Here is a 13,197-nt window from a genome sequence, read left to right as displayed (position 1 = left end):
CATTACTGAGAGGACTCTGTGAGTTTGTTACCGATCATTCTGTGTGGCGGGGCGGGTTCAAGATTATGGCCGGTCTCGCGTGAGTCGCACCCGAAACCGTTCATCCGTCTTGCGGATGGCGAGAGCCTGCTGCAAAAAGCATTCTTGCGTGCGGTCGCGCTGCCGGGCGTGAAGGAAGTGCTCACGGTAACGAACCGCGATCTGTTCTTCAAGACCGAAGACGATTTCCGCGAGGTGAACGCGAAAGGCTGTGCAACCTCGTTCATTCTCGAACCGTTCGGCCGCAATACGGCGGCGGCGGTCGCCACGGCTGCATTGCATACGGCGAAAGTGCACGGCGACGAGACGGTCATGCTGGTGTTGGCCGCCGATCATCTGATTACCGACCAGCAGGCGTTCGGCGCGGCTGTCGCGGCTGCGCAGAAGCTTGCGCAGGCGGGCAAAGTGGTGACGTTCGGCGTGCATCCGGAGACGCCGGAAACCGGTTATGGCTACATCGAGGCGGATGGCGACAAGGTGGTGCGCTTTGTCGAGAAACCGTCGCTCGAGAAGGCCCGCGAGTATCTCGCCTCGGGCAAGTTCGTGTGGAACTCGGGCATGTTCTGCTTCACCGCGGGCACGATCCTGAAGGAAATGCAGCAGCACTGCCCTGAGATTCTCAGCGCGGCGGCCGAGTGCATGGAGAAGTCGCCTTCCGCCGCGGGTAAGGACGGCGCGCAGATTCGTCTCGAGCCGGGCTCCTTCGGCGCGGTGCCGGACGTGTCGTTCGACTATGCCGTGATGGAGAAGTGCGAGCAGGCCGCCGTGGTTCGCTGCGACATCGGCTGGACGGACGTCGGTTCGTGGACGGCGCTCAGCGATCTTTCGCCGGCGGACGGCAGTGGAAATCGTGTGGAAGGCGAAGCGTTGCTGCTCGACGTCAAGAACTGCTATTTGCGTGGCGGTGAGCGCCTGATCGGCGCAGTGGGCGTCGAGAACCTGATCGTGATCGATACGCCGGACGCGCTGCTCATCGCGGACAAGGACCGCGCACAGGACGTGAAGCAGATTTTTGCCGAACTCAAGTCGCGCGGTCACGAAACGTACAAGGTGCATCGCACGGTGCACCGGCCCTGGGGGACGTATTCGGTGCTTGAAGAGGGCCCGCGCTTCAAGATCAAACGCATCGAGGTCAAGCCGGGCGGCAGTCTCAGCTTGCAGATGCATCATCACCGCAACGAACATTGGGTCGTGGTCAGCGGCATGGCCAAGGTCGTGAACGGAGAGAAGGAATTATTCGTTTCGACCAATGAGTCGACCTACATCCCGGCGGGTCACAAACATCGCCTCGAGAACCCGGGCGTAGTCGAGCTCGTGATGATCGAAGTGCAGAGCGGCGAATATCTGGGCGAAGACGACATCGTCCGCTTTGAAGACATTTACGGACGTACTTGAGATGGATATTAGTTTTAGCAACGATTCGGAAGATCTGACTCGTCACAATGAAAGCGACGATCTGATCGTTGGCATGAAGGCGGTGCGGGTATGGGGCACGCTCGGTTGGCACGATATCCGGCAACGGTATCGCCGTTCGGTGCTCGGGCCGTTCTGGTTTACGTTGAGCACGATCATCATGGTGGTGGTGCTGGGCGCGCTGTATTCCACCTTGTTGCATCAGGAAATTTCCAACTATCTGCCGTACCTCGCAGTCGGTCTGGTTGTGTGGGCGTATCTGTCCGCAGTAGCCAACGAGGGGTGTATTGCCTTTATCGGCGCCGGCTACCTGATCAAGCAGATCCGCTTGCCGCTCACCGTCCACGTATGCCGTATCGCGTGGCGCAATTTTGTGATTCTGCTGCACAGCTTGCCGGTGGTCGTGGTGCTGCTGCTCATCTTTGGGCGCTGGCCGGGCTGGGAATTCCTGCTGGTGCCGTTTGCGCTCGTCATTCTGCTGCTGCATGGCGTGTGGCTCGGCGTGACGCTGGGTGTGTTGTGCGCGCGCTTTCGCGACATTCCGCCGATCGTCGCCAACCTGATCCAGGTTGTGTTCTTCTTTACGCCCGTGATGTGGTCCCCTGAAATTCTGAAGGACCGCGCGTGGGTCGCCGAATACAACCCGCTTTATCACCTGATCGAAACGGTGCGTGCGCCGCTGACCGGACGTCCGACGCACTGGCAGTCGTGGGCATGGTCGATCGGCCTGTTGATTGTCGGTTTTGCCTTCGCGCAATTCCTGATGAAACGTTTCCGTAATCGCGTTCCTTACTGGCTTTGATATTGTGAGTTCTTCATCGATTGTTGCTCGTAACATCTCCGTCGAATTTCCGATCTACGAGAACTCCCATCGCTCGTTGAAAAAGGCGGTGCTCAATCTCACGACGGGTGGCCGGATCGGCCAGGACGCCGGTCGTCATGCGATCGTCAAAGCGATCGACGACCTGAGCTTCAGCTTTACCGAAGGTGAGCGTATTGGTCTGATCGGCCACAACGGCTCCGGCAAGACGACCCTGTTGCGCACGCTCTCCGGCGTGTACGCGCCGGTACGCGGCGAACTCAAGGTGAACGGCAAGATTGCTTCGCTGCTGGACGTGTCGATGGGTCTCGACCCCGACGCAACCGGCTTCGAAAACATCTATCTGCGCGGCATTCTCGACGGCCTGAAGCCGGCGCGCATCCGCAGCAAAATCGACGAAATCGCCGATTTCAGCCAATTGGGCGACTACCTGAATCTGCCGGTGCGCACCTATTCGAGCGGGATGATGCTGCGTCTTGCGTTCGCGATTTCGACCAGCGTCGAAGCCGATATCCTGATCATGGACGAATGGCTGAGCGTGGGCGACGCGGAGTTCAGCGTCAGGGCGGCCGAACGCCTCGAGAGCCTGGTGGGCAAGGCGTCGTTGCTGGTCGTGGCATCCCACGATCCGAAGCTGGTGGCGCGCGTGTGCAATCGCAAGATTTCCATGGAGCACGGCAAGATGGTGTCCGACGAAGCGGTGATCGCACCGGAAGTCAACGAGGGCCCCTTGATTAGCGACACGGCGCGGTTGCCGCACTAACGCCGCAAGCGGGCGTGCCTGAACGGGTCGCATGACCACGGCACGCCCCGGTGTGACCATTCAGAAAAGTGTGATGCGGGTGCCGAGCTTCGGTCCGTAGACAGGCTTCGCGCCCAATACAACAGTGACAACAGTGCCGCTGAACGCGCCTGCGAACTTCCCGCAGCGCGTTCGGCGGGAGCCACACAGGCGCAACAAGGTTCGAATTCATGCGAGCTAATCATCCATTTCTGCGGTATTCCGAGTCCCTGTTGGTGCGCCAGCCGTTTCGCACGTTGAAGGGTTTCGCGGGAGGTTACATTGCGTATCCGATCGCGGAGAGTCGCGAAAAGCGCAGCGTGCGTCCGAAGATTGAAGAGCTGCGGCAGCACTACACGTTGCCGATGCCGCACCGTCGCCGCATCGCGCTGGAGCGGCTGGCCGGCATTCTCGAATTCGCCGGTGCGCAGGTGCCGTATTACCGCGATCTGTTTCAGGCGAAGCAGTTCGATCCGGCCAAGGTCAAGCAGGACCCGCGGTATCTGGAAGAACTCCCGTATCTGACCAAGGACATCATCCGCGAGCAGGGTCCGCGCATGCTGTCGATCCCGCTCGAAGCAGGCCGCCACCACGTGTGCAAGACCGGCGGTTCGACGGGATTGTCGACCACGATCTACTACGACCAGGAAGGCGCGGATTATTCGTCGGCGGTCACGTTCTATGCGCGCGAACGGATCGGCAAGCTGCGCCATCGTTCGGAACTTCACTTTGCCTGCCGTTTCCCGGATCAGGCGGTGCCTGAATGGCCGTCGCGCGAAGATTTCAAATGCTTCGCGATGAATCGCAGCAACATTTTCTTCGACCGGATCGACGATCAGGGTCTCGAAGAAATGTGGCAGACGCTCAAGCGTCGCAGGCCTTATCTCGCGCACTCGCATCCGTCGACCATGTATGCGCTCGCTTGCTACGTGCAACGCAAGTACGGCGGCGGCAAAGCGTTTGCGGTGTTCGAATCGAGCGGTGAATTGCTCGAGCCGCACGCCCGCGAAATGATCGCGAAGGCGTTGCGGTGCCGCGTGATCGATCGCTATGGGCTCGCCGAGCTCGGCGTGATGGCTTACGAACTCGATGGTCATGAAGGCGGTTTCCAGATTCTCGAATCCGAAGGGTGGCCGGAAAGCCGCGTGTCGGAGGGCAATCCCGATGGCGCACATGAACTCGTGTTTACGGGGTTCCGCAACCGGTTGATGCCGTTGATCCGCTACGCAACGGGCGATCTGGCGCGGGTGCAGGAAACCGAAAAGGGTTTCTTCCTGACCGACGTCGTCGGCCGGATCCACGACGTCGTGCCGATCAACGGCGTGGCGCACCCGACACACCATATTCAGGACATGCTCGACCATCGTGTCGGCGGAATTCAGGAGTTCCAGATCGATCTGCGAACCACGCCGCCCACCCTGCGAATCGTGCTTGAACCGACGGCGAACGCGGAAGAAACGACCAACAAGTTGCGTCACTTCTGGCAGGACGCTTTCACGATTGCCTATGTGGGACACGACGATCTGGTGCGTGTCGGCAGCCGGGCGAAATTTCGTCACGTGGTCACTGCATGATCGGCATTCTTTTTCCAGACGCGGCAGCAGAGGCCGGCCAGTATGTGCTGGCGGCGGTGCAGCGCTCGGTCAGCTCGACCCAGGCCCAGGCGATCTCGCGCAGCAGCCTGCGTGAGATCGCACGGGATGTGGTTGTCGCAGTCGATGCGCCCGACGGCTGGAGCGCGGACCTGATCGCGTGGTTGCGTGCCCGTCCTCGCAAGCTCGTGGTGTTCGGCCATGTGCCCGTATCGCTCGCGGAATATCTGGGCTATCACACGACGGAATGGCCGGCCGGGTTGGCGGGCGCGAGCCGCAGCGCGTCGGCGCCGTCGGGCGAAGCGCGCGAGAGCGCGGCGGTGGTGCGCTATGGCGCGTTGGCGCAGGCGCTGGGCGGCCAACCGTGGCAGCGCCCGTTCGAGCGTTTCGACTTTACTGACGAATGGAACAACCTCGGCTATGGCGCGATCCGCGGCGACGGTTCGATCTGGTCGGTTGGGCAAGCGGTCCAGGTGCCTGCGGCGGCCGAACTCGCGGCGGTCGTCGTAAGCGGGGAACGGCAGTTTTCGTACGCCGCACTATCCGATATCGGCGCGTCGAGCGTGCTGTGGTTCAACCGCGCGGTCGGCCCGTGCGACTCGTTCGAATGGCGCATGGTCGAAAATTTTCTGTCGGGCTACCGCTCGGACACGTTGCCGTGCCAGCCGGTGCTGAGCGAGTTGCCGTGGGGTTACGACGCGGCGATCACGTCGCGGCTCGATTGCGACGAAGACGTCGAGTCGGCGCGTCCGTTGTGGCAAGCCTATCAGCGTCTGGGCGTGCCCTTCACATTGGCGGTTCACACACAGAACCTGAACCGCACGGAGCACCACGGCATTCTTCGTGAACTGCTGGCCGACAGGCAGCAGGGCGCGGTGCTGTCGCACACGGCGACCCATGCGCCGAACTGGGGCGGCAGCTATGAAAACGCCCTCGCGGAAGGTGCTCATTCCGCGGCCATGATCGAGGCGGTGACGGGTGTACCGGTGCGTTACGCGGTATCGCCGTTTCACCAGTCGCCACCGTATGCGATGCGCGGTCTGGCCGACGCGGGTTATGACGGTTGCATCGGCGGGATCATCCGCAATGATCCGGAGTTCCTGACGGCCCGTGGCGGCGCGTTGGCGGGCTTGCCTCTGGGCTTCATCGGACACAGTCAGCAGTGCATGCTGCACGGCGCATGCATGCTCAACGAAGGCGACAAGCTTGCCGTTTTCAAGCAGGCTTTCGACTACGCTTACGCCACCAACACGCTGTTCGGCTATCTCGATCATCCGTTTTCGGAACGCTACGCGTACGGCTGGCCGGATGAGGCGTCGCGTATCGATGCTCACGAGAAATTCATCGCGTACATCCGAAGCAAGGCGCAAAAACCGCTCTTCATGCACGAGGACGCAGCGCTTGATTTTCTCAAGTTCAGGTCGCTGACCCAGATTATCGAAGAGGGTGGTACGTTCCGCGTCCTGACGCCGTCGAATGGTGACTCGCGTTTGACGCTCGGCGTCGAGTTTCGCGGCGCTCACGTGCAGGTCGAGGCAGGGAAGCCATTGCAATGAAAGTCATGGTGGTAATGGGCACGCGGCCCGAGGTCATCAAGCTGGCGCCGGTGGTGCGGGCTTTGCGTGCCGAAGTCGACACCATTGTCTGCGCGAGCGGTCAGCACAAGGACATGGCTGCGCAGGCGCTCGAATTCTTCGGCATCGAACCGGATATTACGCTCGATACGATGAGTCCCGGGCAATCGCTGAACGCATTGTCCGCGCGCCTCTTATCCGCGCTCGATCGCGCGCTGGAGCAAGTGCGCCCGGACTGGGTGATCGTGCAAGGCGATACCACGACGGCATTTTGCGCGGGTCTCGCTGCTTTTCATCGCGGCATTCCCGTGGGTCACGTCGAAGCCGGATTGCGCACCGGCGATCTCAAGAGCCCGTTCCCCGAAGAAGCGAATCGCAGTCTGCTGAGCCGCATCACCACGCTGCATTTCGCGCCGACGGAGCTTGCCCGTGAGAACCTGTTGAACGAAGGCGTTGCCGCGGAAAAAATCATCGTCGCCGGCAATACGGTGGTGGATGCGATTGCCGCCGTGCGCCGGAGCTGGGATGTGACGCCCCCGGAAAGTCCGTTGCCGCCATGGACGGGCGCGGAGAAGCAACACATTCTCGTCACCTGCCATCGGCGAGAAAACTTTGGTGACGTGTTGCAGGATATTTGCCACGTGCTGCGCGACCTGTGCCAGCGCTATAGCGAACACCGCTGGATCTTCCCGGTGCACCTGAATCCGGCCGTGCGCGAACCCGTGCTGCGCGAACTGAACGGCATCCCTAACCTCGCGTTGATCGAGCCGGTCGACTATCCGACCAGTCTCTATCTGATCAGCGGCAGCGCGGTCGTAGTCAGCGACTCTGGTGGCATTCAGGAAGAAGCGCCGACCTTCGGCGTACCGGTCGTCGTGATGCGCAATCACACCGAGCGGCGCGAAGGCGTCGATGCAGGTTTTGCGACGCTGGCCGGTCAGGCGCCGGACAGTATCGAACGCGCGGTGATTGGCTGGCTCGACGATCCGGCGCGCCGCGAGGCGCTGCGCAATCGCGCGAACCCTTACGGTGACGGACTGGCTTCGCAGCGTATTCTCGATAGTCTGCTGGGCCGGCCGGTCGAGGTGTTCAGTGGTTGAAGGCAAGGACACGGTGTTTGCCGCGCGGGACTGCGTGTTGTTCTCGACGGCCGATTGGGACGAACCGTATTGGACCAACAAGCAGCATACCGCGAGCATTCTGGCCGCACGCGGCTGGCGAGTGCTTTACGTGGAGAGCGTCGGTTTCCGTTCGCCCAAAGTCGGCAGCGGGCGCGACTGGGCCCGCTTGTGGCGTCGTCTGTGGCGCGGCATGCAATCGCTCGTGCTCGGGCCGCCGCGGCGCGCTGAAAACATCTGGGTGTTGTCGCCGTTGATGGTGCCGGCCGGGCACCACGTGCCGTTCGTTCGCTCGCTGAACCAGGCGTTGCTGCGTTTTTCCGTGACCCGTTTCGCGAAGTCGCGGCGCTTCCAGGATCCTGTCGTCTGGACCTATCACCCGTACATGCTCGATGCGATTGCGACGCTGCCTCGCGGGCCGCTCGTGTATCACTGCGTCGACGATATCGCGGCGATTCCCGGCGTCGATGTGGAGGCATTCCGCAACGCGCAGCAAGCGCTGGTGGGACGCTGTGAGGCAGTCTTCACGACGGCGATGTCGTTGAAGGAAACCTGCCAGCCGTTTAATCCCAACACGCATTTTTTCGGCAACGTGGTGGACGAAGCCCACTTCGGCGAGGCGCGTGCTGATGGACCGCTGCCGCCTGAGCTTGCCGCGATTCCGGAGCCGCGGCTGGTGTATCACGGCGTGCTGTCCGACTTCAAAGTCGACTTTCCGCTGCTGTTGCAGACCGCGCAGGCCCGGCCGCAATGGCAGTGGGTCATTATCGGCGAGGAGCGTGAAGGACAGCGCAGCGACTTGCTCGCGCAACTGGCGCGCTTGCCGAACGTGCATCTGCTCGGTTATCGCAGCTATCAGACTTTGCCGCGCTATATGCGCGGCATGCAGGTCGGCGTGCTGCCGACCTTGCTGAACGAATACACCCGTTCGATGTTCCCCATGAAGTTTTATGAATTCCTCGCGGCGGGTTTGCCGGTGGTGTCGACCCCGTTGGATTTTGCGAAAGAGCCGCGTGCGGGTCTCGAAGTGGGGGGCGACCTCGACGCCTTTATCGCTGCCATCGAGAAACAGCTTGCGCGTGGCAAGCTGAGCGCGGATGAGGCGCGGGCGGCGGTGGGTGAGAATACGTGGGAGCGTCGGCTGGACAAGATGCTGCAGATCACCTTCAATGGCCGTGAATCGGGCAGCGGCAGCGCGCAACAGCGCCACGGCGCGGAGGTGCGCACGTGAAAGTGGTTCATGTTTACCGCACCTATTTCCCCGATCCGCCAGGTGGCTTGCAGGAAGCGATTCGCCAGATCGCGCTGTCCACGCGCGCATGCGGTGTCGAGCCGCGCATTCTGACCTTGTCGCCGACACCCGTGCCGACCGAGATCGACTATCCCGAGGGGCGCGTCATACGCGCGAAGTCCTGGGCGGCGCCGGCGTCGTGCGATCTGGGCGGACCGGGCGCGTTGCTGAAGTATCGGCAGATGGCCGATTGGGCCGACGTCGTGCATTTCCACTTTCCGTGGCCGTTTGCCGATGTGCTGCATTTACTGGGGCGAACGAAAAAACCAACAGTGATGACCTATCACTCGGATATCGTGCGGCAGAAGGCGCTAGGCGCCGTCTACGGGCCGTTGATGCGGCGCACGCTGCGCAGCATGTCCGCGGTGGTTGCAACCTCGCCTGCCTATGCGCAGACCAGCGAGGCGCTGACGGAATGCGTGACGAAGGAACGGTTGAAGACCATTCCGCTCGGCATCATCGATTACCGCGACGACCCGCATTCCGTGGATGCGCAACGCGACATCGCCAACCGTCTCGGTCTTGCAGCCGGCGAGCCGTACTTTCTCGCCCTCGGCGTGTTGCGCTATTACAAGGGCCTGCACACCCTGATCGAGGCAGCAAGCCATGTCAATGCGAAAATCGTGATTGCGGGCTCCGGTCCGGAACGGGAGCGCCTGGCGGCGCTGGCGCAGCAGACGGGCGCGACCAACGTCGTTTTTGCCGGGCAGGTGACGCACGAAGAAAAGGTCGCCCTGCTCAAGGGATGCCGTGCAATGGTGCTGCCGTCGCACTTGCGCTCTGAAGCGTTCGGCATGGTGCTGGCGGAGGCCGCCATGTTCGGCAAGCCGATGGTGTGCTGCGAGGTGGGATCCGGAACGTCCTACGTCAATCAACATGGTGTGACGGGTTTTGTCGTCGCACCGGAACAAGCAAAAGAACTGGCTGGCGCAATGAATGTGCTGCTGAGCGACGATGCGATGGCGGCGGCGATGGGAAGCGCCGCTCGTGCGCGATACGAAACGCTGTTTTCTGGCGTGGCGCTTGGCAAAGCATATAGTGCGCTATACCAGGAAGTCGCGAGACGCGGCGAGGGGAAGGATTAGCGAAATGCAATGGAAAACACTGGCCGTAGATCTGGACGGCACGCTGATGCGATCGGATATGCTGATCGAGACGGGTTTTGCCTATCTGAAGGCGAACCCGTTGCGCTTTTATCGTCCGTTGGTCTGGATTGCCCAGGGCGGCAAGGCGCATCTCAAGGCAAAGCTTGCCGCAGCCACGCACGTCGACGTCGCGACCTTGCCCTATGACCCGAAGGTGATCGAGTGGCTCAAGCGCGAGCGCGCGGCCGGCCGCTCGCTGGTGCTCGCGACTGCCAGCGACGCCCGCTACGCCGAGGCGATCTCCGGTCATCTCGGCTTGTTCGACAAGACCCTCGCCACCGACGGCAAGGTCAATCTCTCGTCAGGCCGCAAGCGTGATGCGCTGGTGCGCGAGTTCGGCAACAAGGGTTTCGATTACGCCGGCAATTCACACGACGACATCGCGGTCTGGGAAGCAGCCGAGCGCGCCTATGTCGTGAATCCTTCGCTCGGCGTAGCGCGGCGCGCGCAGAAGATCGGCAACGTCGAGAGCGTGCTGCAGACCCGCAAGAACCCGCTGCGCGTGTGGATCAAAGCGCTGCGCATGCATCAGTGGCTCAAGAACCTGCTGATCTTTATTCCGCTGCTGGCGTCGCATCAGGTATCGTCGCTGCAACTCGATCTGCGTGGCGTGCTCGCGTTCGTGCTGTTCGGTCTGTGCGCGTCGAGCGTCTATCTGCTCAATGACCTGCTCGATCTCGACGACGACCGGCATCATCCGACCAAGCGGCGGCGCCCGTTCGCCTCGGGTTCGTTGTCGATCATCTGGGGCATGGCGGCGTTTCCGGTCCTCGCGATCGGGGCGTTCGCAGGCGCGCTGATCTGGCTGCCGTGGCGGTTCGCTGCCGTGCTTGCAGGCTATTACGTCCTGACGATGCTGTATTCGTTTCTGCTCAAACGCCGCGTGATTCTCGATGTCGTGGTGCTGGCGATGCTCTATACCGCTCGCATCATTGCCGGTACAGCGGCGTTCCGGATGACCCTGACGTTCTGGTTGCTGGGCTTCTCGATGTTTCTGTTTTTGAGCCTGGCGTTGGTGAAGCGCTATGCCGAACTACATGCCACGCGCGCAGCGGGCGGCGCGAAAGCGCGCGGGCGCGGCTACGTAGCCGACGACCTGCCGATGATCTCGTCGCTCGGCGCCGCCTCCGGTTATCTTTCGGTGCTGGTGCTCGCGCTCTACATTCAGGATTCGAAGACGACGCATCTCTACAGTCATCCGCAGGTGATCTGGCTGGCGTGTCCGTTGTTGCTCTACTGGATCAGCCGCACATGGCTCATCACGCACCGTGGGCTGATGCATGACGACCCGGTCGTGTTCGCGGCCAAAGACCGCACGAGTCTGTTGACCGTGGCGTTGATGGGGCTGGTGTTCTGGTTCGCCATATGACGAAGCCACTCAAGTCCTGGGGGCGTTACCCAGATCATCCGCAGGCAGGCCATCCGGTGGTGTGGCGTGACCGCCTGCAACCGGTCTGGGCGCAGGTCGCGGGTGCCAACGGCACGACGCTGGCCTATGGCAATGGCCGTAGTTACGGCGACAGTTGTCTCGCTGCGAGCGATCAGGTCGTGCATACGCGACCTCTCGATCGTTTTATGGCGGCCGACTGGCAAACTGGTGTGGTGCGCGCGGAGGCTGGTGCGACGCTCGACGACATTTTGCAAATAGCGGTTCCGCGTGGCTGGATGCTGCCTGTCACGCCCGGCACCAAATACGTGACGCTGGGTGGCGCGGTCGCCAACGACGTGCACGGCAAGAACCATCACGTGCGGGGTACGTTTGGCCGTCAAGTACGCCGCTTTGCGCTATTGCGTTCGGAGGGCGAGGCGTTTGAATGTTCGCCGGAGGAGAATGCCGGGTTCTTCGCCGCAACGATCGGCGGCCTCGGACTCACTGGCGTGATCGCCTGGGTGGAGATTCAGTTGATGCCGATTCGCTCGAGTCGCGTGTCGGTGACGAGTATCCGTTTTGGCAATCTCGACGAATTTTTTACGTTGTCGGAAGAGCTCGACAGCAAGCACGAATACAGCGTGGCTTGGATCGATTGTCTGAGCCGTGGCTCATCGCTCGGACGCGGCATCTTCATGGTCGGCGATCATGCGGAGCAGGGCGGTCTGCAGCTTCCGGTCAAGAAGAAGCGCGCTGTGCCGGTCACGCCGCCGATCTCGCTGATCAATCCGCTGACGCTGCGCGCCTTCAATGCGCTGTACTACAACCGTCAGCAGCAGAAAACGGTGCAAACCGAAGTCGATTACGACAGCTATTTCTATCCGCTCGACAGCCTGCTCGAATGGCACCGGATTTACGGCAAACGTGGGTTTCAACAGTATCAGTGCGTGCTGCCTCAGGTGAATTCCCGCGACGCCATGCACGCAATTCTGGAGGCAATCGGGCAAAGCGGTACGGGCTCGTTTCTCGCCGTGCTCAAGCGTTGCGGCAATGCGGTCTCGCCGGGGTTGCTGTCTTTTCCAATGGAAGGGGCATCGCTCGCGCTGGATTTTCCGCAGCACGATGAAAGCAATCGTCGGCTGTTCGAGCGGCTCGACGCGATTGTGCGGGAAGCCGGCGGACGCTTGTATCCGGCAAAGGACGCGCATATGTCCGCGCGCGATTTCCAGCTCGCGTATCCGGCGTGGCATCAGTTGGAGGCATTGCGCGATCCCGCGCTGATGTCCCGTTTTTGGCAACGAACAACACAAACATGAAAAAAGTCCTGATAGTCGGTGCGACTTCCGCAATTGCCATCGCCTGTGCGCGCCGTTGGGCGTCCGAAGGCGCGACGCTGTTTCTCGTCGGGCGGCAGGCGGAACGCCTGGAACAGATTGCCGCGGATCTCGTGGCGCGCGGCGCCAAGGCGGCGACGAGCCACGTGCTGGACATGAACGATTTCGATGCCCATCAGGCGATGCTCGATGCGTGCGTCGGGACGCTGGGCGGTATTGATGTCGCGTTGATCGCGCACGGAACATTGTCCGATCAGAAGGCTTGCGAACAGGATGTGAAGGTCGCATTGCGCGAACTGTCCACCAATGGTTTGTCGGTCATCGCATTGCTGACGCCGCTGGCGAATGTCATGGAAAGCGCGAAGAGCGGCGTGATTGCGGTGATTTCGTCGGTGGCAGGGGATCGGGGCAGGCCTTCGAACTATGTCTACGGGACCGCGAAGGCGGCCGTGTCGACTTTCTGTGAAGGCTTGCGCGCGAGGCTGTTCAAGTCGGGCGTCCATGTGCTGACCATCAAGCCGGGGTTCGTGGATACGCCGATGACGGCTGGTATGCCGTTGCCCGGGCCGCTGGTCGCCACGCCTGAGCGTGTCGCGAACGACATCGTTCGTGCGGTCGAGAAGAAGAAGGATTCGATTTATACGCCGTGGTTCTGGTCGGGAATCATGTTGATCATCCGGTCGGTGCCGGGGTTCTTGTTCAAGAGGGCGTCGTTGTGAGA

At 61.6% G+C, this 13,197-nt stretch carries 11 protein-coding genes; all 11 read left to right on the top strand.

Translation table 11 applies throughout. From position 1 onward, the window contains the following. Positions 1-18: 18 nt before the first annotated feature. Positions 19-1,434, top strand: a complete 1,416-nt coding sequence (locus PQQ95_RS03000; protein WP_408434777.1) for a mannose-1-phosphate guanylyltransferase/mannose-6-phosphate isomerase — start codon at positions 19-21, stop codon at positions 1,432-1,434. A 1-nt stretch (position 1,435) separates the two neighbouring features. Next, positions 1,436-2,254 (top strand): ABC transporter permease, encoded by an 819-nt coding sequence (locus PQQ95_RS02995; RefSeq protein ID WP_408434775.1) that lies wholly within the window; start codon positions 1,436-1,438, stop codon positions 2,252-2,254. Between the two features lie 4 nt (positions 2,255-2,258). Continuing rightward, a complete protein-coding gene (locus PQQ95_RS02990) occupies positions 2,259-3,035 on the top strand; it encodes an ABC transporter ATP-binding protein (protein WP_408434773.1) in 777 nt (258 codons plus the stop codon). Between the two features lie 209 nt (positions 3,036-3,244). Beyond that, complete coding sequence (locus PQQ95_RS02985) at positions 3,245-4,627, top strand: phenylacetate--CoA ligase family protein (protein ID WP_408434771.1); 1,383 nt, start codon at positions 3,245-3,247, stop codon at positions 4,625-4,627. Beyond that, a complete protein-coding gene (locus PQQ95_RS02980; protein ID WP_408434769.1) occupies positions 4,624-6,201 on the top strand; it encodes a polysaccharide deacetylase family protein in 1,578 nt (525 codons plus the stop codon). Before PQQ95_RS02985 ends, PQQ95_RS02980 begins: the two co-directional genes overlap by 4 nt. Continuing rightward, positions 6,198-7,319, top strand: a complete 1,122-nt coding sequence (wecB, locus tag PQQ95_RS02975; protein ID WP_408434767.1) for a non-hydrolyzing UDP-N-acetylglucosamine 2-epimerase — start codon at positions 6,198-6,200, stop codon at positions 7,317-7,319. Before PQQ95_RS02980 ends, wecB begins: the two co-directional genes overlap by 4 nt. Beyond that, positions 7,312-8,568, top strand: coding sequence for a glycosyltransferase (locus PQQ95_RS02970; RefSeq protein WP_408434765.1), 1,257 nt, complete (start codon positions 7,312-7,314; stop codon positions 8,566-8,568). The genes wecB and PQQ95_RS02970 overlap by 8 nt, the downstream gene beginning before the upstream one ends. Further along, the gene (locus PQQ95_RS02965) at positions 8,565-9,713 is read left to right on the top strand and encodes a glycosyltransferase (protein ID WP_408434763.1); all 1,149 of its coding nucleotides are present in this window, start codon (positions 8,565-8,567) and stop codon (positions 9,711-9,713) included. Before PQQ95_RS02970 ends, PQQ95_RS02965 begins: the two co-directional genes overlap by 4 nt. 4 nt (positions 9,714-9,717) lie before the next feature. Beyond that, positions 9,718-11,142, top strand: a complete 1,425-nt coding sequence (locus tag PQQ95_RS02960; RefSeq protein ID WP_408434761.1) for a UbiA family prenyltransferase — start codon at positions 9,718-9,720, stop codon at positions 11,140-11,142. Then, on the top strand, positions 11,139-12,458 hold the full coding sequence (locus PQQ95_RS02955; RefSeq protein ID WP_408434759.1) for an FAD-binding oxidoreductase: 1,320 nt from the start codon (positions 11,139-11,141) through the stop codon (positions 12,456-12,458). Before PQQ95_RS02960 ends, PQQ95_RS02955 begins: the two co-directional genes overlap by 4 nt. Further along, positions 12,455-13,195 carry an SDR family oxidoreductase gene (locus PQQ95_RS02950; protein WP_115782029.1) on the top strand — a complete coding sequence of 247 codons (741 nt, stop codon included), beginning with the start codon at positions 12,455-12,457 and terminating at the stop codon, positions 13,193-13,195. The genes PQQ95_RS02955 and PQQ95_RS02950 overlap by 4 nt, the downstream gene beginning before the upstream one ends. Positions 13,196-13,197 lie beyond the last annotated feature (2 nt).

The organism is Paraburkholderia caffeinilytica (assembly GCF_046030355.1).
Classification (GTDB): Bacteria; Pseudomonadota; Gammaproteobacteria; order Burkholderiales; family Burkholderiaceae; genus Paraburkholderia; species Paraburkholderia caffeinilytica_B.
This window is presented reverse-complemented; position numbering and strand designations above follow the sequence as displayed.

What these genes read in the sequence shown, in the direction of transcription:
- PQQ95_RS02995 (WP_408434775.1), top strand. Translation starts at nt 1,436, where the DNA reads ATGGATATTAGTTTTAGCAACGATTCGGAAGATCTGACTCGTCACAAT.
- PQQ95_RS02985 (WP_408434771.1), top strand. Translation starts at nt 3,245, where the DNA reads ATGCGAGCTAATCATCCATTTCTGCGGTATTCCGAGTCCCTGTTGGTG.
- PQQ95_RS02980 (WP_408434769.1), top strand. Translation starts at nt 4,624, where the DNA reads ATGATCGGCATTCTTTTTCCAGACGCGGCAGCAGAGGCCGGCCAGTAT.
- wecB (WP_408434767.1), top strand. Translation starts at nt 6,198, where the DNA reads ATGAAAGTCATGGTGGTAATGGGCACGCGGCCCGAGGTCATCAAGCTG.
- PQQ95_RS02960 (WP_408434761.1), top strand. Translation starts at nt 9,718, where the DNA reads ATGCAATGGAAAACACTGGCCGTAGATCTGGACGGCACGCTGATGCGA.
- PQQ95_RS02955 (WP_408434759.1), top strand. Translation starts at nt 11,139, where the DNA reads ATGACGAAGCCACTCAAGTCCTGGGGGCGTTACCCAGATCATCCGCAG.
- PQQ95_RS02950 (WP_115782029.1), top strand. Translation starts at nt 12,455, where the DNA reads ATGAAAAAAGTCCTGATAGTCGGTGCGACTTCCGCAATTGCCATCGCC.